The following is a 24,654-nucleotide window of genomic DNA, read 5'->3' on the forward strand; positions in this document are numbered from 1 at the left end:
GAAATCCTGATTTGCCAACTACGGAGACCTTCCCATGACCGCCAGATTACCCGCCCGTTATGACCATGTCGGCAGCTTTCTGCGCCCACAGTACCTGCTGGAGGCCCGCGAGCAAAAAGCCAAGGGCCAGATCACGCCTGAACAACTGCGCAAGGTCGAAGACCAGGCCATCACCGAGATCGTGAAGTTCCAGGAAGACGTGGGCCTCAAAAGCATCACCGACGGCGAATTCCGCCGCACTTATTTCCACATCGACTTCCTGGAGCAGATCGGCGGCGTGAAGACCGACATTCCGGTCACCATCCAGCGGCCCGACGGCAGCATGGAGCTGGCGCCGCCGGTGATGCGCGTGATTGACAAGGTGCGCCACGTCAAGGACATCCAGCTCGCCGACTTCCAGTACCTCAAAAGCCAGGTCAGTGCGGGCAACACGCCCAAGGTCACCATTCCCTCGCCTACCATGCTGCACTTTCGCGGCGGCCGCGCCGGCATCAGCAAGGAGGCCTATCCTGAGCTCGACCCGGCTTTCTATGACGACGTGGCGAAAGCTTACGGCGACGAGCTGCGCAGCCTGGCCGCGGCGGGCTGCACCTATGTGCAGATGGACGACACCAACCTGGCTTACCTGTGCGACGAAAAAATGCGCGAAGCAGCGCGCCAGCGCGGCGACGACCCCAATGAGCTGCCGCACCGCTACGCCAAATTCATCAACAAGGTGGTCGCGCAAAAGCCCGCCGGCATGACGCTGGCCATGCATTTGTGCCGCGGCAACTTCAAGAGCACCCACGCCGCGGCCGGCAACTATGAGCCGGTGGCCGAGGCGCTGCTCAAGGAGATGGACCTGGACGCCTATTTCCTCGAGTACGACGACAGCCGCAGCGGCGACTTCAAACCCCTGCGCTACCTGCCCAAGGGCAAGACCGTGGTGCTGGGCCTGGTCACCACCAAGTTCGGTGAAATGGAAAGCAAGGACGACCTGAAACGCCGCATTGAAGACGCCGCGAAATACGCGCCGCTGGAGCAGCTCGCGCTGTCACCGCAGTGCGGCTTTAGCAGCACCGTGCACGGCAACAACATCGCCGTGGAAGCGCAACGCAACAAGCTGCGCCTGGTGGTCGAGACTGCGCGGGAGGTGTGGGGCTCGGCCTGAGCCACTCACAAACCCCTCCTGTTGTTGCGCCGCCTTGCCGTGCCGCTGCGCTGCCTGCGGCGACGCCCCCAGCCGGGACGTCTCGCTGGTGCGGACCATGTCGGTCATCGGGTTCTTCTCGAATAGCTAAGGATGATGGACGCGTCATTAATGATAGTAATCTTCTAAAGACGCGGCCAATTGATGGGCCCCTAAGTGCTTCATAGCTGGCGCTGGAGGTGAGGCTCTACCGCCGCTAACTGCGGCGCAACATCGCGTCATTTCCTGCAGGTATCATCTGCCCGACAACCACTCAAGGGAGCGCGCCATGGCCTTAATGGACTTCATCAAGAAACAGTTCATCGACATCATCCAGTGGACCGAGGACGACGACGGCACACTGGCCTGGCGTTTTCCGATGGCTGACATGGAGATCCAGTACGGCGCCTCGCTCACCGTGCGCGAATCGCAAATGGCGGTCTTCGTCAACGAGGGCAAGATCGCTGACGTTTTCGGTCCCGGCATGTACAAGCTGACGACGCAGACCGTTCCGGTGCTGACCTACCTCAAGAACTGGGACAAGCTGTTCGAGTCTCCCTTCAAGAGCGACGTCTACTTCTTCAGCACCCGCCAGCAGATCGACCAGAAGTGGGGCACGCCCCAGCCCATCACCATTCGCGACAAGGACTTCGGTGCCGTGCGGCTGCGCGCCTTCGGCAACTACAACTTCCGTATCGCCGACCCCAAGCTTTTTCACACCGAAATTTCAGGCACACGCGACCGCTACACCACGGCCGACCTTGACGGACAGCTGCGCGGCCTGGTGCTGCAGAACATTTCCGCCGCCATTGCAGCCAGCGACATTGCCTTCCTCGACCTGGCCGCGAACCAGCTCGTGTTTGCACAGGCGCTGGCGGCGCAGCTCGTGCCCGAATTTGCCAAGATCGGCCTGAAGCTCGAGGGCATGACGGTGCAGAACCTCTCGCTGCCCGAAGAGCTGCAAAAAATCCTCGACCAGAAAATCGGCATGGGCATGGTCGGCAACGACATGGGCAAGTTCATGCAGTACCAGACGGCACAGGCCATTCCCAAGTTCGCCGAGGGTGCCGGGTCGGGCGGCGGCATTGCCGGCGACGCCATGGGCCTGGGGGCCGGTGTGGCGCTGGGCCAGGTGCTGGCGCAAAACCTGCAGCAGGGCTTGCAGGGCAACACAGCCCAGGCGGCTTCGGCTGCCGCGGCTGCGGCGGTCAAGCCCGACGATGTCATGGCCACGCTCGAGAAGCTGGGAGAACTCAAGGCCAAGGGAATCCTCACACAGGAAGAGTTCGACGCCAAGAAGGCCGAGCTGCTAAAAAAACTGGTCTGAGAATGTGGCCCCCACGCTTTCCCACTTCGTGTGGGTCGCTGCCCTCCGAGGGGGCCGTCGCTTGCTCGGGGCGGCCCTTCGCTGCGCGGGTCCTCTGACTGGCGCTGACCTGCTGCCGCTGTGACTGAAATCAACTCGCAACGCGCCTACCGCGCGCCGTGTCCCGGCTGCGGCGCGCCTGTTGAATTCCGCAGCGCGCAGTCCACCCATGCGGTGTGCGGCTACTGCCAGAGCACTGTCGTGCGCGATGGTGACACGCTGTCGCGCATCGGCAAGATGGCCGAACTGTTCAACGACTTCAGCCCCCTGCAGCTGCAGGCTTCCGGGGTCTGGCAGGGCCACAACTTCACGCTGGTCGGCCGGCTGCAATACAAGTACGCTCAAGGAACCTGGACCGAGTGGTACGCCATCCTGGATGACGGCAGTGCGGCCTTCCTGAGCGAAGACAACGGCGCTTATGTTTTCAGCCGGCCCACCAGCCTGCAGCGCGCCGTACCGCCTGCAGAAAATTTCCGCGTTGGCGCCACCACGGCGATCAACGCCAAGCCCTTCAGTGTGGCCTCCAACGAGAGCGTCATGCTGCTGTCGGCTCAGGGCGAGCTGCCGCGCCTGCCGGCGCTGGGTGTGCCCTTTGCCGTGGTCGAACTGCGCAGCACGGATGGCGATGTTCTCAGTGTTGACTACGGCACGGCATCCGGTGGCGGCGCACCGGCGCTGTCGTTGGGCCGTTCGGTGCTGCTTGACGAACTGAAGCTGGCTGGTCTGAAGGATGAATCCGCCAAAGATGAAAGCGGCAAGCAGTTCAATTGCCCCAACTGCGGCGCGACGGTAGCGGTCACGCTGGCCAGCAGCAAAAGCATCACCTGCCGCTCCTGCAACAGCCTCATCGACCTGAGTCAGGGCACAGGCGCGGCGCTTCAGCATGCGATCCAGGACGAACCGGTTGCCCCGCTGATCGCACTCGGAAGCACGGGCCAGTTGCTGGGCACGCAATGGCAGGTCGTCGGGTTCCAGCACCGCATGGGGTACGAGCCCGAGGACCCGGACGAGCACTTCGGTTGGGATGAATACCTGCTCTACAACCGCAAGCGCGGCTTTATCTTCCTGGTGGACGCCACCGACGGCTGGAGCCTGGTCAAGCCCCTGACCGGCGCGCCCACCTTCAAGACGGGTGACGACAGCGCCACCTACCTCAAGACCACCTACAGCCTGCAAAGCAGCTACCGCGCCGAGACGACGTATGCCGCCGGCGAGTTCTACTGGCAGGTTCAGCGCGGGCAAAAGACCTTTAACCGCGATTTCGCCAGCGGCAGCGCGCTGCTGTCCCAGGAAGAGGCGCCGAAAGAAGTCACCTGGTCCAGCGGCAGCAAGCAGGACGGCGAACTGATCGCCAGGGCTTTCAAGCTTGAAGGCAAAAAAGACCTCTTCAAGCGCACGGATGCCAAGCCCCTGAGCAGCGCGTCGGGCATGGGCTGCGGCACCATCGTGGTGGTGGTGCTGTTGATCCTGCTGATTCTTTTGCTGGTCGCGCGCTGTTCGCGCTGCGACCCGAATGTCGAGAATTGCTCTTCGTCCAGCAGCTCGCGCAGTTCAGGCGGCTCGTTCGGTGGATTTTCCGGCGGAGGCGGCCATAAATGAAGCCGGCCCCTTTCTATTCAACCTGGCAGATTTTTTCTGGAGAACATCATGGGACTTGAATGGCTTAAACCCGCCGCTTTCCTCGGCTCGATTTTGTTCGCGCTGATCGGCGTGATCATCTTCTGGCTGAGCTTTGTCATCATTGACAAAATGACGCCGTACGACCTGTGGCTGGAGATTGTCGAAAAGCAGAATATGGCGTTGGCGCTGGTGGTTGCTGCGATGGCGTTGGGCATCTGCGTAATAGTAGCCGCCGCCATCCACGGCTAGGCTCGTTCCCGGCTACTGCGCGAACTGGGGGCGGCGTTGGCCGGTGCTCGGAATCCTCATGTACCCGCAGGTACATTCCGGTTCCTGTGCGCCGTCCGCCTTGCCCGCAGCTCGCTCGCTACGCCCTTGACGCCGTAGTGATTCGGCTCGCTTCGCATCGCATTCACGCATACCGGCCTTTCATTTTGAACACTAAATCCCCCTCCGCCGTTGCCACACCGCGCCCCCTTGAGGTCGCGCTGCTGGCCAGCGTCTTTGTGGTGGCGGCGTGCGGGCTGGTGTATGAGCTGGCGGCGGGGGCTTTGGCTTCTTACCTGCTGGGCGACTCAGTGCTGCAGTTTTCCACCATCATCGGAAGCTACCTGTTCGCCATGGGCATTGGTTCGTGGCTGTCGCGGTTTTTCGAGCGGCAGTTGCCGGCCCATTTTTTGCGCATTGAGTTGATGGTGGCGCTGGTGGGCGGTGCGTTGCCGGCCACGCTTTTTCTGGCGAATGCCTATGTGCCCGGTGCTTTCCGTTTCCTGCTGTACGCCATGGTGCTGCTGGTGGGCACGCTGGTGGGGCTGGAAATTCCGTTGGTCATGCGCATCCTGCGGCGTAATGTGGCGCTCAAGGAGCTGGTGTCGCAGGTGCTCACCTTCGACTACCTGGGTGCGCTGGCCGTGTCGCTGGCATTTCCGCTGGTGCTGGTGCCGCATCTGGGCCTGATACGCACCGGCCTGTTGTTCGGCCTCATGAACGCGGCCGTCGCGGTGTGGGCGCTGTGGCTGTTCCGCCATGAGCTGCGGCATGTCAAGTCGCATGCCCTGGCTTGCCTGGGGGTCTTGTGCGTGCTGGGCGCCGGCTTTGTGGGTGCCAACCAGATCACCACACTGGCCGAAGACCATTTTTACCAGGACCGTGTGATTTTTACCGCCACCACGCCCTACCAGCGCATCGTGGTGACAAACGGCCGCGGGGGCCACCGCCTGTTCCTCAACGGCAACCTGCAGTTCGCCGAACGCGACGAATACCGTTATCACGAAGCATTGGTGCACCCCGTGATGAGCGCGCACGGCGCACCGAAAAAAGTCGCGGTGCTGGGCGGCGGCGACGGGATGGCGGTGCGTGAGGTCCTGAAATACCCCAGTGTGGAAAGCGTCACGCTGGTAGAGCTGGATCCGGCCATGACGCAGCTGTTCAGCCAGCAGCCCGCCTTGAAGCGCCTGAACGGCGACGCGCTGCTGTCGCCCAAGGTGCACATCGTGAATACCGATGCCTTCCAGTGGCTGGATAAAAATGCCGGCATGTTCGACATCATCATCGTGGACTTCCCCGACCCGACCAATTTTTCCATCGGCAAGCTCTATACCAACTCGTTTTACGCGCTGCTCGACCAGCACCTTTCGGCCAGCGGTTATGCGGTTATCCAGACCACTTCCCCTTTGGTGGCGCGGCGCAGCTACTGGACGGTGGTGAGCACGCTGGAATCCGTCGGGCTCAAGGCGGCGCCCTATCACGCCAATGTGCCCAGTTTTGGCGAATGGGGTTTTGTGGTCGCGAGCCGGCGGCCTTTCAGCCCCACGACGCAAAGGGGCGCCCTGCCTGCCGGCCTGCGTTTTCTGGATGCACAAACCTTGCCCTTGCTGTTTGACTTTCCGGTGGACATGGCACGCGTGCCGGCACCGGTCAACCGGCTCTCCAATCAGGAACTGGTGCACAGCTACGAGCAGGAATGGGGCAAGGTGCTGCATTGAAGCGCCGGGATTTCCTGGCCGCCTCTGCACTCCCGCTGCTGGGCTGCAAGGAGGCCACGCACGTCGAAGGCGGTTTTGTGGGTGCGAACCATGAGCGCGGCCATCTGCTTCGGCCTGACGAGACCGGCAGAGCCCGTGCCTGGCCGGCCCCTTCCCTCACCCGGCGCACCCGCGTACTGATTGCCGGCGGCGGTGTCGCCGGCCTGGCGGCGGCGCGTGCGCTGCGCCTGCGCGGCATGCAGGACTTCGCGCTGCTGGAGCTGGAAGACTATGCCGGCGGCAACAGCCGCGCGGGCCTGGTCAACGGCGTACCCTGCCCGCTGGGCGCGCATTACCTGCCGGTGCCCGGGGATGCGGCGCGTGACGTGCAGGATTTACTCGAAGAACTTTCACTGCGCCAGCGTGTGGCCGGCCGCTGGGTGTATGACGAACGCCACCTGTGCCACAGCCCGCAGGAGCGGCTGTTCATCAACGGCCAGTGGCAGGAAGGGCTGCTGCCCCTGCATGATGTGGATGCTGCCGTGCTGGCCGAGTACCGGCGCTTTGCGGTGCTGGTGCAGCAGGCCTCGTCTGCGGCCGCATTCCCGATTCCTGTTGCCGGAGTGCCCCTGGCACCGCAACACCGCGCGCTGGATGCCGTGACGTTCAAGGCATGGCTGGACCAGCAGCAACTCACCAGTACGCCACTGCGCTGGTACCTTGACTATTGCTGCCGCGACGATTACGGCGCGGGTCTTGATACGGTATCGGCCTGGGCCGGCATTCATTACTTCGCCAGCCGGCATGGTTTTCAGGCGCCCGGGGACGCAGCTTCTGCGGAGCGCGAAGCCGGTGTGCTCACCTGGCCGGAGGGCAACGGCTGGCTTACCCGCCAATTGGCCGCGCCGCTCGGTGAACGCCTGTACGCCGGCCGGACCGTGGTCCGCGTGGCTGCGGGCCGGCATGGTGTGGAGGTCGATGCGTTCAATGTGGCCACCCAGACCGTCGAGCGCTGGCAGGCAGACCAGTGCATCCTGGCCATGCCCCTGTTTGTGGCGGTGCGTGTGGTGGAAAGCCCGCCGCCCGCATTGCGCGAAGCCGCCGGCCAGTTGCGTTACGCACCCTGGCTGGTGGCCAACCTGCACATCAAGGCCGCGCTGCACGACCGGCCCGGTGCCGCACCCAGCTGGGACAACGTCATCTACGGCGAGGACGCATCAGACAGCGCCGCGCAGGCAGGCCTGGGTTACGTCGACGCCATGCATCAGAGCCTGCAGGCCGTGCCCGGCGCCACGGCACTCACGTATTACCGCGCCTTCGGCATTGAACCGGCGGGGCGCAAAACTTTGTACGAGAAACCCTGGACGCACTGGCGCGACAGCGTGCTGGCCGAGCTGTCGGTGCCGCATCCTGATTTGCCGGGCAAAGTCACGCGCATGGAGGTCATGCGCTATGGCCATGCGATGAGCACGCCGGTGCCGGGTGTGCGCAGCAGTGCGGCTTTGCGGGCGCTGCAAGGGCGTTTGCAGGCGCCTTGGCAGCGGCTGCATTTTGCGCACAGTGATTTATCGGGGTATTCGGTGTTTGAAGAGGCGTTTACGCAGGGGCATTGGCGGGGGTCGGGTTTGGTTTGAGTATTGTTTTTGGCTGGGGGTTGCTCCGGCGGTGTGTTCTTTGCTGAGGGTTGCTGGCCGGGGGTTGCCCGGCATGCAACTCACTTTCTTTTGCTTCGCCAAAAGAAAGTAAGCAAAGAAAAGGCGACCCTGGTTCCTGCGTCCCTTCGCTTCGCTACGGGCAACCTGCGGTGCTCGGTCCAGCCGGGGTCAAAAACAACTCGCTGCGCTCAAACAAGTTTTTGCCCTGATCCGTCTGGACCTCCGCTCCTCGGCGCATCCACAAGGGGGTGGAGACAGGAATACCAAACAGCCAAAGACAAAACCCCGAATACCTGAAGAAACAAGGACACGCCATGGCGTGTCCTTGTTGGTATTGGTTTCCTGATATTTCGGTATTCGGTTCCCGCACCCGGTTGCCCCTTCTGTCTGCGCCGAGGAGCGCAGGTTCAGGCGGATCAGGGATCGCGATTGTCTGAGCCGAAGGCGAGTTCGAGCGAGACCCCGCCTGAACCGAGCACCGCAGGTTGCCCCGGAGCGAAGCGCAGGGGTCGCAGACAGCAGGGTCGCCTTTTCTTTGGTGACTTTCTTTTGGCGACGCAAAAGAAAGTTACTTGCCGCCGGGCAACCCCCGGCCAGCAGTCCTCAGCAGAGTGAGCCCAAGCTGGAACAAGAACCACCTTCAAGCGAGTTCAATTCGAACACAAGAAGAAACACGGCGCTATCAATTAAATAGCTGCTTGCGCTCGTCCCTATTGGATCCAACGTGCTTTCGATGCCTGAAACAAGGCCTGCTGACCCCCCCAAAATGCGCTCGGAGGCAGTTTTTGACGCCCCAAAATGAAAATGGGCCTGTTTCTGGCCCATTTTCAGGAGATATTTGGCCTCTAGCCCAATTGGCATATGCGCCAGCAGCTATCAAATACATAGCATCGAGGCGCCCGTCCGGCCCTGCGGCAAACCGCAGCGTCCCCATCACCCCTTCATCAACGCCTCAATCTCATCCCCATCCACCGGCACCCCCCGCGTCATCAGCTCACAGCCCTTGGTGGTCACCAGCGCATCGTCCTCAATCCGGATGCCGATGTTCCAGAACTCCTTGGGCACGTTCTTGCCCGGGCGCACATAAATGCCGGGCTCGATGGTCAGCACCATGCCGGGCCGCAGGATGCGCGAAGGCTTGCGCATCACGGTCTGGCCCAGGGCGTCTTTTTCCTCGCGCGGCTTGCTGCCGGGCTCGGTGTAGTCGCCGCAGTCATGCACGTCCATGCCCATCCAGTGGCCCGTGCGGTGCATGTAAAACTGGCGGTAGGCGCCGGACTCGAGCACGTCGTCGACCTTGCCATGCTTCTTTTTGTCGAGCAGGCCGGTGTCCAGCATGCCTTCCACCAGTACGCGCGTCGCCGCATCATGCGGGTCTAAAAAGCGTTTGCCGGGTTTTGTCACCTTCACCGCGGCGTCCTGCGCGGCCAGCACGATGTCGTACAGCGTGCGCTGGGCCGGCGTGAACTTGCCGTCTGCCGGGAAAGTGCGGGTGATGTCGCTGGCGTAGCCGTCCAGTTCGCAGCCGGCGTCGATCAGGCACAGCTGGCCGGGTTTGAGTTCGGTGTCGCCCGCGCGGTAGTGCAGGATGCAGGCGTTGGCGCCGGCCGCGACGATGCTGCCGTATGCCGGAAACTGTGAGCCATGGCGGCGGAACTCGTGCAGCAGCTCGGCTTCGAGGTGATATTCACGCAGGCCACCTTTCAGTTTCCCGTTGGCACCGTCACGCAGCATCGCGGCCGAGGTCTGCATGGCGCGCACGTGCGCACCGGCTGAAATCTTGCCGGCGCGCTTGAGGATCGCAACCTCATGGCTATCTTTCACCAGCCGCATCTCGTCAAGCAGCTTGCACAAATCGTGCTGGCTTTGCGGACATTCGGCGCCATAGCGCACACGGGCACGCACCTTGTTTAGCCAGCCGCTCACCTCCATTTCCAAGCCTTGGTGCGTAGCAAACGGAAACCACACCGCGCTCTGGTTGGCCAGCAGCTCCGGCATTTTTTCTTCGAGCGCTTCCACACTGAGGGCGGTGTCCACGCCCAATGCGGCAGGCGCAGCCTTGGGGCCAAGGCGGATGCCGTCCCAGATCTCGCGTTCCAGGTCCTTGGGCCGGCAAAACAGCGTGGTCTTGCCGCTGGCCTCAATCACCAGCCAGCTGTCGGGTTCGCTGAAGCCGGTGAGGTAATAAAAGTAGCTGTCGTGGCGGTAGGGAAAGTCGCTGTCGCGGTTACGCGGGTATTCGGGCGCGGTGGGCAGCAAGGCGATGCCGCCGCCGGCCGCCTTCAGGGCGCGGGCAATAGCAGCGCGGCGTTTTTCGTAGATTGTGGTGGTGCTCATGTGCGTTCCGCTTCAGGTCATGGTGGTTTGATTCAGCTCGTGCAGCCGCGCCGGTGTGCCGACGTCGGTCCAGGCGCCCTCATACAGCTCTGCGCTCACGGCCTGATTGTCCATCGCCGTACGCAAAAGCGGTGCCAGCGGGGCTTTCAGGCCCTGCGGGTTGCCGAAGGGCAGGCTGTCGAACAACTCGCGGCGGTACAGGCCGATGGTGCTGTAGGTGAATTTGGGCTGCGGGCCGTCCTTGGGCAGGTTCAGCGCCAGGCCGTCGGGGCTGAGGCCAAAGTCGCCTTTCGGGTTGTGTGCCGGGTTGGGCACCAGCCAGAGGTGTGCCAGCTTGTTGCCGGCGGCAAACCGGGCAACGGCGGCCTGAGTGAACTCAAAGCCGGGCACAAACACATCGCCCGCCAGCACCCAGAAAATGTCACCCAGCAGCGGCAGCGCACGCGCAATGCCCCCGGCGGTTTCCAGTGCGCCGCCAAAATCCACGCCTTCGTGTGAGTATGAAATTAATAGCTGCTCGCGCCCGCCCTGATTGGGCTGCAGCCCGAAATGGCTTGAAGAAAGCGCCGAAAAATGAGCCGGAACCTGCTCACCCAGCCAGGCCGTGTTGATGACCAGGCCGGTAAAACCGCCGCGCACCAGCGCCTCAACCTGCCAGTCAATCAGCGGCTTGCCGCGCACCGGCAGCAGGGGCTTGGGCGTGGTGTCGGTCAGTGGCCGCATGCGCTCGCCGCGGCCGGCGGCCATGATCATGGCTTTGATGGGTGCAGAGGGCATGACGGCAGTTTAACGGGGCCGCTCATGCAGAATGGATGAACACCCAAATCCGAAAGCCTGCCGATGATTCCTCCCGAGATCCACGCTGAAATCATGAGCCGCCTCGCGGCCACCGAACGGGAGCACGGTGTGCGCATCCTGATGGCGATCGAGTCCGGCAGCCGGGCCTGGGGCTTTGCGTCGCCGAACAGTGATTTCGACGTGCGCTTTATTTACGCACGGCCGGCCGACGACTACCTCTCGCTTGATCTTGAGGACCGCCGTGACGTCATCGAGTACCCCATCGTCGACGACATCGACCTCAACGGTTGGGACCTGCGTAAAGCGCTGCGGCTGTTCTGGAAGTCGAATCCGGGATTCGTCGAGTGGATCCAGTCGCCGATCAAATATATGGAAAACGGTCCCTTTGCCGAAGAGGCGAGGCGGCTGTTACCGCTGGTCTACTCATGCGAGCGGGGCATACACCATTACCGCAGTTCGGCCAAGGGCAACTACCGCGAACACCTGCAGGGTGAGATGGTGCGGCTCAAGAAGTATTTTTATGTGCTGCGGCCGCTGCTCGCGGTGCGCTGGCTCGAGCGCTACGGCACGGCCGCGCCTATCGAGTTCGCCAGCCTGCTGCACCTGATCGAGGGTGAGACGGACCTGCTCGCCGACATTGCCGAAATGCTGGAGAAAAAACGCGGCGCGCCTGAATTGGGCCTGTCGGCGCCTTTTCCGCGAGTCAATGCCTTTATTGAGGTTGAGCTTGCCAGGCTGGAGGCGGCGATCCCGGAACGCGATGATCTTCGGCCCGTGCTGCCGACCCTCAACGCGTTCTTTTTGACGACCGTGCGCGAGAAATGGTGAGCCGGCCTACTGCGTGTCCCCCCGGTCCAGCGACCGCTGCTCGGTCCATTCCGGGTTAAAGCGCCGTACCAGCGCGTCCATCAGGCCGCGTGCCCGGGCGGAATGGTCGCCGCCGAAGTTGCACACATACACATCCAGCGTTACCGCTTTTTGCTCAGGCCAGGTGTGCACGCACACATGTGATTCGGCCAGCAGCACGGTGGCCGTGATGCCGCCCGGGCCGTGCACGGTGTCTGGAAAAGTATGAAACAGCTGGTTAACGGCCTGCAGGCCGGCCGCCTGCACAGCCTGCACGCACCAGTCGCCCAGTCGGGTAGCGTCGGTCAGCCAGGCCGGGTCGCAGCGGCATTTGTAAAGGTCGGCGGTCAGGTGAAGGCCTTGCATGCCCCGACTTTAGTGCATGGCGGGGTGCCGGTCGGCCAAATCGGGGCCAAACCCCCGCCAAACCGGTGGGGAGGGCCCAAACGGTAAAATAGCGGGTTACCCCTGATCTTTTCCCCCTCCCGGAGCTGCCTACATGGCCAATACGCAAATGATGGCGAATGCGATACGCGCACTCGCAATGGACGCCGTTCAACAAGCCAATTCCGGACATCCCGGCGCCCCCATGGGCATGGCCGACATGGCAGTCGCCCTCTGGGGCAGCCATCTCAAGCACAGCCCGCACAACCCCAACTGGTTCGACCGCGACCGTTTTGTGCTGTCCAACGGCCATGGTTCCATGCTGATTTATGCCGTGTTGCACCTCACCGGCTACAAACTGCCCATCGGCGAACTCAAGAACTTCCGCCAGCTCCACAGCAAAACCCCTGGCCACCCCGAATACGGCTACACCCCGGGCGTTGAAACGACCACCGGCCCGTTGGGCCAGGGCCTGACCAACGCGGTCGGCATGGCGCTGGCTGAAAAGCTGCTCGCCAAGGAGTTCAACCGCGAAGGCCACACCGTCGTCGACCACAACACCTATGTGTTCATGGGTGACGGCTGCCTGATGGAAGGCATCAGCCACGAAGCGGCCGCGCTCGCCGGCGCCTGGAAGCTCAACAAGCTGATCGCGCTGTATGACGACAACGGCATCTCCATCGACGGCCAGGTCGCACCCTGGTTCATCGACAACACCGCTGTGCGCTTTGCCGCTTACGGCTGGAACGTCATCGGTCCCATCGACGGCCATGACGCCGAGCTGGTGGCCAACTCCATCGAAGGCGCCAAAAAGTCGAACGACAAGCCCACGCTGATCATCTGCAAGACGCACATCGGCAAAGGCTCGCCGAATCGCGCCAACACCGCCAAGGCCCACGGCGAGCCGCTGGGCGCCGAAGAAATCAAACTCACACGCGAAGCCCTCAACTGGCCCTACGCGCCGTTTGAAGTGCCGAAAGAAACCTACGACGCCTGGGATGCCAAGGCCAAGGGCCTGTCTCTTGAGGCCGCCTGGGACGCGAAATTTGCCGCCTACAAGGCCGCGCACCCTGCGCTCGCCGCCGAGCTGACGCGCCGCATGAAGGGCGACCTGCCCAAGAGCTTCTCACAGCTGGCTGTCGACACTGTCATCGGCGCGCATACCAAGGCCGAAACTGTGGCCTCCCGCAAGGCTTCACAGCTCGCGCTGGAAGCCTTCACCGCCGGCCTGCCCGAACTGCTGGGCGGCTCGGCCGACCTGACCGGCTCCAACCTGACCAACACCAAGTCCACGCCCAACCTGCGTTTTGACATGAACGGCGAAGTCGTGCTGACGGCCAATGCCGAAGGCGTGAGCGCCGGCGGGCGCCACATCAACTACGGCGTGCGCGAATTCGGCATGGCCGCGATCATGAACGGCATTGCGCTGCACGGTGGGTTCATTCCCTACGGCGGCACCTTCCTGACCTTCAGTGACTACAGCCGCAACGCCATTCGCATGGCCGCGCTGATGAAGATCCGCGTCATCCACGTCTTCACGCACGACTCCATCGGCCTTGGCGAAGATGGCCCGACGCACCAGTCCATTGAGCACGCGGCCAGCCTGCGTTTGATTCCCAACCTCGACGTCTGGCGCCCGGGCGACACGGCCGAAACCGCCGTCGCATGGGCCGTCGCGCTCGAGAACAAGAACAAGCCGACGGCGTTGCTGCTCAGCCGCCAGAACCTGCCTTACGCGCCGAAGAACGACCTCGGTGAAATCAGCAAAGGCGCTTATGTGCTGGCCGAGCCTGCCGAAGTGGGCCTGAACAAAAAAGCCCAGGCCGTCATCATCGCCACCGGCTCCGAAGTGCAGCTGGCATTGAAGGCCCAGGAACTGTTGGCCGCCCACAAGATCGCCGTGCGCGTGGTCTCCATGCCCAGCAACACGACCTTCGACAAACAAAAGACCGCCTACAAATCCGAAGTGCTGCCCGAAGGCATCCCCCGCATCGCGGTGGAAATGGGCGTGACGGACGGCTGGTGGAAATACGGCTGCGCCGCCGTGGTCGGCATCGACAGCTACGGCGAGTCGGCACCCGCACCGGTGCTGTTCAAGCACTTCGGCTTCACGGCCGAGAACGTGGCCGACACTGTTCGCAAGGTACTGCGCAAGTAGGCGCACGGATAACGTACGCGGTCCGCCCGATTCAACAAGATTTCAACTTCCAGGAGCAACAGCAGATGACTATCAAACTTGGTATCAATGGTTTTGGCCGAATCGGCCGCAACGTGTTCCGCTCGGCGATCAAAAGCTTCAGCGACATTGAAATTGTCGGCATCAACGATTTGCTCGAGCCCGACTACCTGGCCTACATGCTGAAGTACGACTCGGTGCACGGCCGCTTCGAAGGCGATGTGTCCGTTGACGGCAACACCCTCATCGTCAATGGCAAAAAGATCCGCCTGACGCAGGAGCGCGACCCCGCCAACCTCAAATGGGGCGATATCGGCGCCACCGTGGTGCTGGAGTCCACGGGCCTTTTCCTCGACAAGGCTTCCGGCGAGAAGCACCTGGCCGCCGGCGCGAAGAAGGTCATCTTCTCGGCACCGTCCAAAGACGACACCCCGATGTTTGTCTTCGGCGTCAACGACAAGACCTACAAGGGCGAGGCGATCATCTCCAACGCCAGCTGCACCACCAATTGCCTGGCACCCGTCGCCAAGGTGCTGAACGACAAGTGGGGCATCAAGCGCGGCCTGATGACGACCGTGCACGCGGCCACGGCCACACAGAAAACCGTGGACGGTCCGTCGAACAAAGACTGGCGCGGCGGCCGCGGTATCCTGGAAAACATCATTCCTTCCAGCACCGGCGCTGCCAAGGCTGTGGGCGTGGTGATTCCCGAGCTCAACAAGAAGCTGACCGGCATGTCCTTCCGCGTGCCAACGTCCGACGTGTCGGTGGTTGACCTGACCTGCGAGCTCAACAAGGAAGCCACGCTCAAAGAAATCTGCGCCGAAATGAAAGCGCAAAGCGAAGGCGCACTCAAGGGCATCCTGGGCTACACCGAAGACAAGGTCGTTGCCACGGACTTCCGCGGCGATGCACGCACTTCGATCTTCGACGCTGACGCCAGCATCGCGCTCGACGGCACCTTCATCAAGGTCGTCGCCTGGTACGACAACGAATGGGGTTACTCCAACAAGTGCCTGGAGATGGTCCGCGTGGTGGCGAAGTAATTCACTTCGACATCGCCAATAAGAAAGCGCCTCTGGGCGCTTTTTTTGTCAGTGCTTTGTTCGCTGCATACCCGGCCACCCCATCGCCTCGAAAGGTAAATATTGATGCCCCTGACGCTCAAAAAACTCAACGAACAAGTGGTGAGTGTTCATCTGGACAGCGGTGAGCTGGTGGGCCAGCTCAAACTGATTGGCGGCGTATGGAAGTTCAAGGCCGTTGGCTATACCGCTGAGGGCCATGTGGTGCCTGGCGGTGGCCCGCTGACGGAGCGCCACAACATGACCTTCGCCACGCTGGAGGGGGCGGCAGTCAACGCAGGTTTGATGCCTGTCTGAGTGGCCGACTAATCCGCCTACCCCGGTGAACCCGCTCAATCCGGCAAGCTCAGGCCGGGCCGCTCATCGTCCCAGGCCATCGAACTCATCTTCCAGCCTTCAGGCGTTTTGACGAACTGCGTCGAGATCATGCCGCGCGCCTCGAATGCCTCGCCGTTCATCGTGCCGGCCTTGCCGTAAGCGCTGTAGCGGTGCGCGATGTTGCCGAAGATCTGCGTGGTTTCCGACAGCTCCCATTCCCTGAAGCGCGTCAGCGCGCCGCTGTCCACAAGGGCCTGTCGTGGCGCAATGAATTCCCGCATGCTGGAAATTTCGGGCGCGGCCCCGGTGTTCTTGATCAGGAGGCCTGCATCGATGAAGAGCGCGTGAATGTCATAGTAAGGCGGCACGCCGCCCGGCTCAAACGAGACAGCGCGAAAGAATGCCTGCGCCAGTGTATCCAGTTCATTTTTGACCGCTTGGGGGTTGGGCTCCCGGTTCATGGCGTCTCCTTGTGTTGGCGGGAGTGTAGGCGTCTGCGCCCGCGTCCTCAGGCGGTGTTTGCGAAACCCGAGATTGCCTGGGGGTACTGCGGGGAGACTGATCGGTCATACAGGGCTTATGCGAAAAGTGCCCCGGAGCAAGGAAAAACACGCGCAAGCAGCTATCGAAAATATAGCAACAAGACACTTGCCTGGCCGTCAGCCGCCCGCCGGCCGCTCTTCGCGCCCGCCCGGGTGGCGGGCAAAGCGTGCCGGCTCACGCCCATGCACGGGCGCATCATCGCCAAACGACCAGCCGCCGAACTGGGTGCGCTGGTAGTCCGCCATGGTTTGCGCGATTTCGGCTTGCGTGTTCATGACAAACGGGCCGTACTGCACCACCGGCTCACCAATGGGCTTGCCTTGCAGCATCAGGAATTCGGCCTCCTCTACACCGTTGACGATATCTGCGTTCATGCCGGCCCGCAGCTCGATGGCGCTTTCCACACTCACCGCCTGGCCGCACAGCGTCGCCGACTGTCCCTTGAAAAAATAGAGCTGGCGTCGGGTGCCCTCGCCCGTCGCGGCGGGCAGCGTCCAGCGCGCACCCGGCGCCATGCGGATCGTCCAGATCGCCACGTCGGCTTCGGCCTGCGAGGCCCACGAATCCGGCGGCGGCGCCAGCGGCGCGGCCTGGGTATTTTGAATACGGCCGGCAATCACGGCCACTTCGGTGCCGCGCCCTTCGGCATCCTTGATGTCCAGGCGTGGAATGTCCTGCGACCAGAACATGGTGAAATGCGGCTCGCTCATCTTGCCGGCCGCCGGCAGGTTCAGCCAGATCTGGAACAGCTCCAGTGGATTGGGATTTTGCGGGTCCAGCAACGGGAACATCTCGGAATGGACCACGCCCTTTCCGGCCGTCAGCCACTGTACGTCGCCGCGGCCAAAGCGCGCTGTAGCCCCCAGGGAGTCGGAATGGTCGATCAGTCCCTTGCGCACGATGGTCACGGTTTCAAAGCCGCGGTGCGGGTGCGCGGGAAAGCCCGGCACCGTGCTGCCGTGGTACATGTTCCAGCCGTCCTTGCGGGCAAAGTCCTGGCCGATGTTGCGCCCCGCGAGCGAGGCATCCGGGCCCATCTGCGCATTGCCGCGGGGGTAGGCGTCGTCGTGGTACACGCAAAAGAGGAACGGGTCGAGCGTTGCCCATGGAAAGCCGAGCGGCTTGACCAGAAGGACGGGATGGGTGGCGGGACTTGCGGCGAGGTCGGCAGGCATGAGGAGGCCTTTCTGGCGTGAAACTTTCAAAGAACACATATGAGGTTGGCCGCTGTCCTTTCAAGCTGCGCCCCCAGCCCATCCGGCGGGCCTGGCCCTGGAAATTTAAGGGAAATATGCTTGCAGCCCTTATGTGGTCAGCGCAGGCAGCTATAAAATTAATAGCATCTGCAGGGTGCTGTCCACCCGTCGCCTGCCCCTTGCTCAGGCCTTCAGTTTCCAGCCCGTACGGAATATCCACCACACCGCGCCGAGGCACAGCCCCAGAAAGCCCATGATGGCCGCCACGCTGATGCCTACGTTGACATCGGCCACCCCGTAAAAACTCCAGCGAAATCCGCTGATCAGGTAGACCACCGGGTTGAACAGGGCGACCTTCTGCCACAGCGGCGGCAGCATGTTGATCGAATAAAACGCGCCACCGAGGAAAGTCAGCGGCGTCACCACCATCAGCGGCACAATCTGCAGTTTCTGGAAGTTGTCGGCCCACAGCCCGATGATGAAACCGAACAGGCTGAAGGTCAGCGCGGTCAGCAGCAGGAAGCACAGCATCCAGAAAGGGTGCGCGATCTCATAAGGCACGAACAGGCGCGCGGTTGCCAGAATCAGGAGCCCCAGCATGACGGACTTGCTCGCCGCGGCGCCCACATAACCCATCACCACCTCCATCGACGACACCGGCGCCGACAGCAGCTCGTAAATTGTCCCCGACCATTTCGGCATGTAGATGCCGAAGGCGGCGTTCGAGATGCTCTCGTTGAGCAGTGACAGCATGACGAGGCCGGGAATGATGAAGGCACCGTAGCGGATGCCGTCGATGTCTCCCATGCGCGAACCGATGGCCGCCCCGAACACCACGAAGTACAGCGAGGTCGAGATCACCGGCGAGGCGATGGATTGCATCAGTGTGCGGAAGGTGCGCGCCATTTCAAAGCGGTAAATAGCGCGGATGGCGTGCCAGTTCATGCGGCCTCCTTCTGGGAGGCCGGTTTGTCGGCATGCACCAGACTCACGAAGATGTCTTCGAGCGAACTCTCGCTTGAATGCAGGTCCTTGAAGTCGATGCCGAGTTCGGCCAGCTGCTTGAGCAATGCCGCAATACCCGTCTCCTCGGTTTGTGTGTCGAAGGTGTAGACCAGCGTGTGGCCCTCTTTCGTCAGCTCAAGCGGCAGCCCTGCCAGCGCATCCGGAATGGTTTGCAGCGGCATTTGCAATTGCAGGCTCAGTTGCTTCTTGCCCAGCTTGCGCATCAGCACCGTTTTGTCTTCGACAAGAATCAGCTCGCCCTTGTTGATCACGCCGATACGGTCTGCCATTTCCTCGGCTTCCTCAATATAGTGTGTGGTCAGTATGATGGTGACGCCGCTGTCGCGCAGCTCCCGCACCATTTGCCACATGCCCTTGCGCAGCTCGACGTCGACGCCCGCGCTGGGCTCATCGAGGAACAGGATGCTGGGCTCGTGCGACAACGCCTTGGCAATCAATACCCGGCGCTTCATGCCGCCGGAGAGCGCCATGATCTTGCTGTCCTTCTTGTCCCATAGTGAAAGGTCTCGCAGCACTTTCTCAATGTAGGCCGGGTTGGGCGGCTTGCCGAACAGGCCCCGGCTGAAGCTCACGGTGGACCAGACGGTTTCGAAGGCGTCGGTCGAAAGCTCCTGAGGCACCAGCCCGATTTTGGCGCGAGCGGCGCGGTAATCCCGAACGACGTCATGTCCATCGGCCGTCACGCTGCCCGAACTGGGATTGACAATGCCGCAGACGATGCTGATCAAGGTGGTCTTGCCTGCGCCGTTGGGGCCGAGCAGGGCGAAAATCTCGCCGCGCTGGATGTCCAGGTCCACCGACTTGAGCGCATGAAAGCCCGAAGCGTAAGTTTTGCTGAGTTTCTGAAGGGAAATAATGGGTTGCACGCGGCATCCTGATAAGAAAGCGGCGCCAGAATGTGACGCCAGAATAGACCCGAATCATTCTATAGAGCAAGGCTGAAAAAGCCGGGACCAGGGTTTTCAAGGCGGCGTGCTCAGCCCCCCTGGTTTTTTCTCAGCGTCGGCAAGCCGACACCGGCAGACTCAAAGCCACCATCCACCGCCAGCACCTGGCCATTGACATAGCTGGCTGCCGGGCTGCACAAAAAGCCCACGGCCGATGCGATTTCTTCCACGGTGCCGTAGCGCCCCAGCGGAATCACGTCGTGGTAGTCAGAGCGGATCGCCACGCTGTGAACCAGCTTGGCCATTTCCGTGTCCACCGGCCCGGGCGCGATCACATTGGCCCGGATGCCGACGGTGCCCAGCTCAACCGCCTGCTGTTTGGTCAGCTGGATGAGCGCGGCCTTGCTGGTGCCGTACGCCACGCGAAGCGTGCTTGCGCGCAAGCCCGAGATCGACGCGATGTTGACAATGCTGCCGCCGCCCGTGCGCTTCATGATGGGCACGCAAGCCTGGCTGCACAAAAACGCGCCGTCCAGGTTGACGCCCAAAACCCGGCGCCATTCTTCAAAGGTTGTCTCACCGATAGGCTTGAACACCGCAATGCCTGCGTTGTTGACCAGCGCATCGATACGGCCAAAGCGGGCGTCCACCTTCTCCATGGCCGACTGCACTTGCGCCGGGTCGGCCACGTCGCAGTGCACTGCCAGTACGCGGCCTGCATCTTGAATGGCGGCAGCGGCGGGGAGTAGCGTGTCGCTGTCGATATCCAGAAGTGCCACACGGTAACCATTGGCCAGAAACCATTGCCCGATGGCAAGGCCAATGCCGCGTGCACCCCCTGTTACGACGGCCACGGGGCTGGTTGAAGAAGTTGCAGTCATGGATGTTCTTGCCTTGTTGTCGGGTGTGAATGAAGAATGGGCTTTGGCAGTGGTCGCGGCTTTGGCGAAAGTTCAGCTCGAAGTTTGCACTACTGGACGTGGTTGCGCGCGTAGGCGATGCTGCTGCCGATTCGGGACACGTTGTCGTGGGCCCGTCCTACAGCATGGGCGCTTGCCAATGGGTACCTTGAGCACTCATCCTGTTGTCTGCATCAGAAATGATTCTTTCAAGAGGGCCAGGCATACGGTAGCCGTTAGCGGTTTTCGAATGTGTGACCTTCGGCAAAAGCGTTGTGGCTGGTATCGGTTTCATGCACATGATCCGTAAAAAAAACAGTTCACGGTCAAGGCAGGAACGAACTGTTGACGCACCTTGGTGCGAATTTTCCCAGAGGATCACTATGACAATGAAACACGCATTACTTTTATCCACACTGATCGCAACGTTGGGCCTTGTTGCCTGTGAGCGGACGGTTGTCGCGCCGCCTGCGGCAGTTGTCACCGTGCCAGGACCCGCAGGTCCTGCGGGCGCCACGGGTGCCACCGGCACTGACGGCGCCAAGGGAGCCACGGGCGCTGGCGTTGGTATTCCCGGCCCGACCGGCGCTACCGGTGCGACTGGAGCGACGGGCTCTACCGGCTATGAAGGCGCAACCGGTGCTACCGGCGCGACTGGCGACACCGGAAAGACCGGCAGAACCGGTGCCACGGGCGATACGGTCGTGATCGTTCCCGCGCCTGCTCGCTAAGGTTCTTTCGCATGGGCCGGCGAACGCGTGAGCGCTCGCCGGCTTTTTTGTTTTCAGCGGCGGGTACAAGGTGCCTAACCGTGCCGTCATTCGGGAAAGGGCTCACGCCAGGCCGGAAGCTGATTGAGCCGGTCGTGCCAGCGCCGGATTTCCGGGAAATTGTTCAGCGGCAAGTGAGCCTTTTCGGCATACGGCAGGGTGATGGCCACAGCAAAGTCGGCCACCGTCAGTGCGTCGCCGACGAGGTATTCGCGCCCCTTCAGGTGCGCTTCGAGCACGCCTGCGTAGCGCTCGAAGGTCGGCGTCACCCTCTCGATCTCGGCCGGATTTGCTTCGCGCTGCAGGAAACGCGGCTTGATGATGTGCTCGAAATAAAACGTTCCGGCGGCCGGCGCGAACTCGGTGGCATCCCACATCAGCCAGCGCATCACCTCGGTCTGGCGTTGGTCGCGTGGCCACAGGTCGGAACCGGCTTTCTCCGCCAGGTGGCACATGATGGCATTCGACTCCCACAAGGTCGTGGTGCCGTCCACCAGCACTGGCACCTTGGCATTCGGGTTCATCGCGCGGAACAGTGGTGTGAGGTGCTCACCTTTTTCCAGCGCGACGTAAATGAACTCCACCGACAGTTTCAAGTACCTGGCGACGGCGCAGGTTTTTCGCGGGTTCAGCGTGTCCGAGTAATAGAGCTTCATGCAGACTCATTTCATCGTTGATTTTCAGGCCGCCATGCGCGGCAGGTCGGACCACACCGGCCTGACCTCTATGGTCGCGGCCCTGGCCATGGGATGGCCGGCTGCGATGTCGATCGCCTCCTGCATGCCGGCGCATTCAATCAGCCCGTAGGCCGCCATTTTTTCCGCGCTATCGGTGAAGGGGCCGCTGGTCACCGCGCGCTTGCCGCCGCGCACCCGCACCGTCGTCGCGTCGTCGGGCGGGCGCAACGGATTGCCGTGCTTGAGGATGCCGCGGCTCTCCATGTCCTTTACCCAGGCGCCAATGTCGGCCACCAGCGCCGGCGTGGGCGCGAAGGCCGCGTCGTGGCAAATGATGAGCAGGAATTGCATATGCTTTCCCAATCAGGGCATGGGCAGCGGCTTGATGACCATCCACGACACGCCGAAGCGGTCTTCCACCATGCCGAAAGAAGAGGCGTAAAAGGTCTTCATGATCGGCATCCCTACCTTGCCGCCGTCGCTCAGTGCCTGGAACAGGCGCTGCGCTTCGGCGTCGCTGGCCGCAGTCAATGAGAGCGAGAAGCCCTTGAATTCCGGCTTGCCGTTGCCCATGCCGTCGGAGAGCATCACTTCCGTCTCGCCGATCTTGAGGCTGGCGTGCATGATGTTCTCACCCGGGATCGCGCTGCCGTCCGGCCCGCAGCCTTCGGTCATGGGTTCCGGGTTCTCCTTGAAGCGCATCATCATCTTCACTTCGGCGCCAAGCGCCTTGCGGTAAAACTCGATGGCCTCTTCGCACCGGCCGTTAAAAAAGAGGTAGGACTGGATCAGCATGATGGACTCCTTCGGGGGTTGATAAAAGTGAGGGGAGATTTTTCAGGTGCTCATTTGCGCGGCGTGGGCTTCGACGTTCATCCAGGCGAGTTCCCAGAGATGGCCATCAAGATCCTCAAAGCCGTGCTGGTACATGAAGCCATGGTCTTTCGCGGGGTTGGGCGTGGTGGCGCCGCCGGCGACGGCCTTGCGGACCATTTCGTCAACTTCCTCGCGGCTATCGCATGAGAGGCAGATCAGCACCTCAGTGCTTTGGCGTGCGTCGCTCACCGGCTTGGGCGTGAAGGTTTTGAAGAAGCTGTCGACCAGCAGCATGACGAAGCTTTCGTCACTGACGATCATGCAGGTCGCGTTCTCGTCGGTGAATTGCGGATTGAATTTGAAGCCTAGCGCGGTGAAAAACTTCACTGATCTGCCCAGGTCTTTCACAGGCAGGTTCACAAACATCTTGGTCGTCACGGGTTTCTCCTTGAGTGATTGAAAACAGGAAATGAAGAAGGCCTTCTTCAGGCCCTGTCGTAAGCCTCTTTAAGGTCCTTGATATTGATCTTGTGCATTTTCAGCATGGCGCTCATGGCGGCGCCGGCCTTGGCCGGGTTCTTGTCGCCCAGCATGTCGCCGAGCGCGGTGGGGATGATCTGCCACGACAGGCCGAATTTGTCCTGGACCCAGCCGCACTGGTTGGGTGCCCCGCCCGCCGACAGCTTGTCCCAGAGCTCGTCCACCTCTTCCTGCGTCTTGCAGTCCACGAACAGCGAAATCGCAGGTGTGAAGCTGAAGTGCGGGCCGCCGTTGAGTGCCATGAATTCCTGGCCTTCAAGCTGGAAACTGCCGGTCATGACCGAACCCTCCGGGCCCGGGCCTTCCTTGCCGTAGCGCCTGAGCATGGTGATCTTCGAGTTCTTGAAGATCGAAACATAAAAATTCATGGCTTCCTCGGCCTGGTCGTTGAACCACAGGAAGGGGGTGATTTTCTGCATGGTCTGGTTCCTTGAAAGAAGAGCGTTTAAGAGTCGTTAAAGGCTTGCGGGTCTTGTGCGGTGGCCAAATCAGCAGTATTGTGTACACCGTCCACAAAAGAATAGCAAAGATAATGAACACTGTCCACATAAATAAGTAACAAGCCATGTCGACCGCCCCTCCCTCCCAGCCAGTCCGGCCGCCCCGCAGCACTTACCGCCACGGCGACCTGCGGCGTGCCCTGCTGGAAGCCGGGGTGGAATTGGCCCGCGCCGGCGGGCCCGAGGCCGTGGTTTTGCGCGAAGCCACGCGCCGCGCGGGCGTTGCGCCTAATGCGGCCTACCGCCATTTCGAAAACCGCCAGGCCTTGCTGTATGCGGTTCGTTCGGCCGCGCTGGCGGCCGTGGCCCGCGCCATGGAGGCCGAACTGGCCGCGCTGCCCCGGGGTTTGCCGCCTGCCGAATTCGCCCGCGCCAACGTGCGCGCGGTCGGCGCCGGCTATTTGCGTTTTGCGCAGGCGGAGAGCGGGTTGTTCCGCACCGCCTTTGGACCCTCGGACGATTTGAAAGAAAGAGCCCAGGGCGCGCCGGCGGACACCGAGCGCAAAGGGGAAAGCGGCCTTGACCCGTTCGAGCTGCTGGGCGCCGCGCTCGACAAGCTCGTGGGGGCGGGCGTGCTGCCGCCCGAGCGTCGACCCGGGGCTGAGTTCCTCGCCTGGTCGGCAGTGCATGGCCTGGCCATGCTGGTGATTGACGGCCCGCTGGGTCCGCTCATCGGTCCGCAGATGCAGCAGATCGGCGAGCATCTGCTGGACATGGTTGAAAAAGGCCTGTGCGGGGACTAGGGGGGTGTTGACACCCATTGATTGAATTTGCCCAAGGCTTGTGGCCGGTGCATTGATGACAAAAGCCCGCCGGAGGCGGGCTTTGCGTACCGGCTAGTTACGCCAGCTCCTGGCGCTCAGAAGTTGTGCTGAATGCCAACCCCGTAAACACGGATCACGTCATTGGCGACGCGGTTGTTGGGATCGTTCCGGTCGTAGAAGGCGTACAGCGAAGTGCGGTTGCTCATCTTGTAGGAATAGCCCGCCTGGAAACGCTTGAGCTTGGCCGCAGGATCGCTCTGCACATCCTTGCGGATGTAGTTGGCCATGACCTTGCTGCTGGGCGTGATGTCCCAGGAGG

Annotated in this window: 25 protein-coding genes, 1 other RNA gene and 1 pseudogene; 13 read left to right on the forward strand and 14 right to left on the reverse strand. The window is 62.0% G+C overall.

From position 1 onward, the window contains the following. Window positions 1-34: 34 nt before the first annotated feature. The 7 genes from AC1DYR_RS17250 (at window position 35) to AC1DYR_RS17280 (ending at window position 7,752) form a co-directional block, all read left to right on the forward strand. Window positions 35-1,150 (forward strand): 5-methyltetrahydropteroyltriglutamate--homocysteine S-methyltransferase, encoded by a 1,116-nt coding sequence (locus AC1DYR_RS17250; RefSeq protein ID WP_477706184.1) that lies wholly within the window; start codon window positions 35-37, stop codon window positions 1,148-1,150. A 307-nt stretch (window positions 1,151-1,457) separates the two neighbouring features. Beyond that, window positions 1,458-2,495, forward strand: a complete 1,038-nt coding sequence (locus AC1DYR_RS17255; RefSeq protein ID WP_477706185.1) for an SPFH domain-containing protein — start codon at window positions 1,458-1,460, stop codon at window positions 2,493-2,495. Between the two features lie 120 nt (window positions 2,496-2,615). Continuing rightward, window positions 2,616-4,133, forward strand: a complete 1,518-nt coding sequence (locus AC1DYR_RS17260; protein ID WP_477706186.1) for a DUF4178 domain-containing protein — start codon at window positions 2,616-2,618, stop codon at window positions 4,131-4,133. A gap of 48 nt (window positions 4,134-4,181) precedes the next feature. Continuing rightward, the gene (locus AC1DYR_RS17265) at window positions 4,182-4,403 is read left to right on the forward strand and encodes a DUF350 domain-containing protein (protein WP_477657291.1); all 222 of its coding nucleotides are present in this window, start codon (window positions 4,182-4,184) and stop codon (window positions 4,401-4,403) included. Between the two features lie 58 nt (window positions 4,404-4,461). After that, a non-coding RNA gene (locus AC1DYR_RS17270) (sX9 sRNA) lies at window positions 4,462-4,537 on the forward strand. Window positions 4,538-4,588: 51 nt separating this feature from the next. Further along, window positions 4,589-6,139 carry a polyamine aminopropyltransferase gene (locus AC1DYR_RS17275; protein WP_477706187.1) on the forward strand — a complete coding sequence of 517 codons (1,551 nt, stop codon included), beginning with the start codon at window positions 4,589-4,591 and terminating at the stop codon, window positions 6,137-6,139. Beyond that, window positions 6,118-7,752 carry an NAD(P)-binding protein gene (locus AC1DYR_RS17280; protein WP_477706188.1) on the forward strand — a complete coding sequence of 545 codons (1,635 nt, stop codon included), beginning with the start codon at window positions 6,118-6,120 and terminating at the stop codon, window positions 7,750-7,752. The genes AC1DYR_RS17275 and AC1DYR_RS17280 overlap by 22 nt, the downstream gene beginning before the upstream one ends. 954 nt (window positions 7,753-8,706) lie before the next feature. On the opposite strand, the gene AC1DYR_RS17285 is transcribed toward AC1DYR_RS17280, so the two are convergent. Beyond that, window positions 8,707-10,110 (reverse strand): aminopeptidase P N-terminal domain-containing protein, encoded by a 1,404-nt coding sequence (locus AC1DYR_RS17285; protein ID WP_477706189.1) that lies wholly within the window; start codon window positions 10,108-10,110, stop codon window positions 8,707-8,709. A 12-nt stretch (window positions 10,111-10,122) separates the two neighbouring features. Further along, window positions 10,123-10,887 (reverse strand): nucleotidyltransferase family protein, encoded by a 765-nt coding sequence (locus AC1DYR_RS17290; protein WP_477706190.1) that lies wholly within the window; start codon window positions 10,885-10,887, stop codon window positions 10,123-10,125. A gap of 63 nt (window positions 10,888-10,950) precedes the next feature. Here AC1DYR_RS17290 and AC1DYR_RS17295 point away from each other — a divergent pair, with 63 nt between their 5' ends. Continuing rightward, on the forward strand, window positions 10,951-11,736 hold the full coding sequence (locus tag AC1DYR_RS17295) for a nucleotidyltransferase domain-containing protein (RefSeq protein WP_477706191.1): 786 nt from the start codon (window positions 10,951-10,953) through the stop codon (window positions 11,734-11,736). 6 nt (window positions 11,737-11,742) lie between these two features. Here the strand turns inward: AC1DYR_RS17295 and speD are convergent, their stop codons facing one another. Next, window positions 11,743-12,120 carry an adenosylmethionine decarboxylase gene (gene speD, locus AC1DYR_RS17300; RefSeq protein WP_477651193.1) on the reverse strand — a complete coding sequence of 126 codons (378 nt, stop codon included), beginning with the start codon at window positions 12,118-12,120 and terminating at the stop codon, window positions 11,743-11,745. Window positions 12,121-12,253: 133 nt separating this feature from the next. On the opposite strand from speD, the gene tkt reads away from it, so the two are divergent. From tkt to AC1DYR_RS17315, 3 genes are all read left to right on the forward strand, one after another. Next, window positions 12,254-14,296, forward strand: a complete 2,043-nt coding sequence (gene tkt / locus AC1DYR_RS17305; protein ID WP_477706192.1) for a transketolase — start codon at window positions 12,254-12,256, stop codon at window positions 14,294-14,296. A 65-nt stretch (window positions 14,297-14,361) separates the two neighbouring features. Next, a complete protein-coding gene (gene gap, locus AC1DYR_RS17310; protein ID WP_477706193.1) occupies window positions 14,362-15,360 on the forward strand; it encodes a type I glyceraldehyde-3-phosphate dehydrogenase in 999 nt (332 codons plus the stop codon). Window positions 15,361-15,465: 105 nt separating this feature from the next. Next, window positions 15,466-15,696: a hypothetical protein gene (locus AC1DYR_RS17315; protein ID WP_477706194.1), complete on the forward strand. Its 231-nt coding sequence runs from the start codon at window positions 15,466-15,468 to the stop codon at window positions 15,694-15,696. 35 nt (window positions 15,697-15,731) lie between these two features. Here the strand turns inward: AC1DYR_RS17315 and AC1DYR_RS17320 are convergent, their stop codons facing one another. The 5 genes from AC1DYR_RS17320 to AC1DYR_RS17340 all read right to left on the reverse strand — a co-directional run bounded on the left by AC1DYR_RS17320 (window position 15,732) and on the right by AC1DYR_RS17340 (window position 20,250). After that, window positions 15,732-16,178, reverse strand: coding sequence for a hypothetical protein (locus tag AC1DYR_RS17320; RefSeq protein WP_477706195.1), 447 nt, complete (start codon window positions 16,176-16,178; stop codon window positions 15,732-15,734). A 198-nt stretch (window positions 16,179-16,376) separates the two neighbouring features. After that, window positions 16,377-17,435 (reverse strand): pirin family protein, encoded by a 1,059-nt coding sequence (locus AC1DYR_RS17325; RefSeq protein WP_477706196.1) that lies wholly within the window; start codon window positions 17,433-17,435, stop codon window positions 16,377-16,379. 204 nt (window positions 17,436-17,639) lie between these two features. Further along, window positions 17,640-18,401, reverse strand: coding sequence for an ABC transporter permease (locus AC1DYR_RS17330; RefSeq protein ID WP_457281963.1), 762 nt, complete (start codon window positions 18,399-18,401; stop codon window positions 17,640-17,642). Then, entirely contained in the window at window positions 18,398-19,348 is a 951-nt protein-coding gene (locus AC1DYR_RS17335; RefSeq protein WP_477706197.1) for an ABC transporter ATP-binding protein, read from the reverse strand. The genes AC1DYR_RS17330 and AC1DYR_RS17335 overlap by 4 nt, the downstream gene beginning before the upstream one ends. Before the next feature lie 110 nt (window positions 19,349-19,458). Further along, window positions 19,459-20,250 carry an SDR family NAD(P)-dependent oxidoreductase gene (locus AC1DYR_RS17340; protein WP_477649493.1) on the reverse strand — a complete coding sequence of 264 codons (792 nt, stop codon included), beginning with the start codon at window positions 20,248-20,250 and terminating at the stop codon, window positions 19,459-19,461. 407 nt (window positions 20,251-20,657) lie between these two features. Between AC1DYR_RS17340 and AC1DYR_RS17345 the strand changes: the two genes are divergently transcribed. Continuing rightward, entirely contained in the window at window positions 20,658-20,999 is a 342-nt protein-coding gene (locus tag AC1DYR_RS17345; RefSeq protein ID WP_477651194.1) for a collagen-like protein, read from the forward strand. A gap of 86 nt (window positions 21,000-21,085) precedes the next feature. Here the strand turns inward: AC1DYR_RS17345 and AC1DYR_RS17350 are convergent, their stop codons facing one another. The 5 genes from AC1DYR_RS17350 to AC1DYR_RS17370 are packed head-to-tail and all read right to left on the reverse strand — an operon-like array spanning window position 21,086 to window position 23,490. Continuing rightward, complete coding sequence (locus tag AC1DYR_RS17350) at window positions 21,086-21,694, reverse strand: glutathione S-transferase family protein (RefSeq protein WP_477649491.1); 609 nt, start codon at window positions 21,692-21,694, stop codon at window positions 21,086-21,088. Between the two features lie 24 nt (window positions 21,695-21,718). Beyond that, a complete protein-coding gene (locus AC1DYR_RS17355) occupies window positions 21,719-22,066 on the reverse strand; it encodes a YciI family protein (RefSeq protein WP_477706198.1) in 348 nt (115 codons plus the stop codon). A gap of 12 nt (window positions 22,067-22,078) precedes the next feature. Next, entirely contained in the window at window positions 22,079-22,510 is a 432-nt protein-coding gene (locus AC1DYR_RS17360; RefSeq protein ID WP_477706199.1) for a VOC family protein, read from the reverse strand. Window positions 22,511-22,552: 42 nt separating this feature from the next. Continuing rightward, complete coding sequence (locus AC1DYR_RS17365; RefSeq protein WP_477706207.1) at window positions 22,553-22,957, reverse strand: VOC family protein; 405 nt, start codon at window positions 22,955-22,957, stop codon at window positions 22,553-22,555. Between the two features lie 59 nt (window positions 22,958-23,016). Further along, on the reverse strand, window positions 23,017-23,490 hold the full coding sequence (locus AC1DYR_RS17370; protein WP_477706200.1) for a VOC family protein: 474 nt from the start codon (window positions 23,488-23,490) through the stop codon (window positions 23,017-23,019). Between the two features lie 146 nt (window positions 23,491-23,636). On the opposite strand from AC1DYR_RS17370, the gene AC1DYR_RS17375 reads away from it, so the two are divergent. Further along, window positions 23,637-24,314, forward strand: coding sequence for a TetR/AcrR family transcriptional regulator (locus tag AC1DYR_RS17375; protein WP_477706201.1), 678 nt, complete (start codon window positions 23,637-23,639; stop codon window positions 24,312-24,314). 116 nt (window positions 24,315-24,430) lie between these two features. Here AC1DYR_RS17375 and AC1DYR_RS17380 read toward each other — a convergent pair. After that, window positions 24,431-24,654, reverse strand: a pseudogene (locus AC1DYR_RS17380) (porin); the annotation flags it as partial.

Source organism: Polaromonas sp. P1_F9 (genome assembly GCF_056405615.1).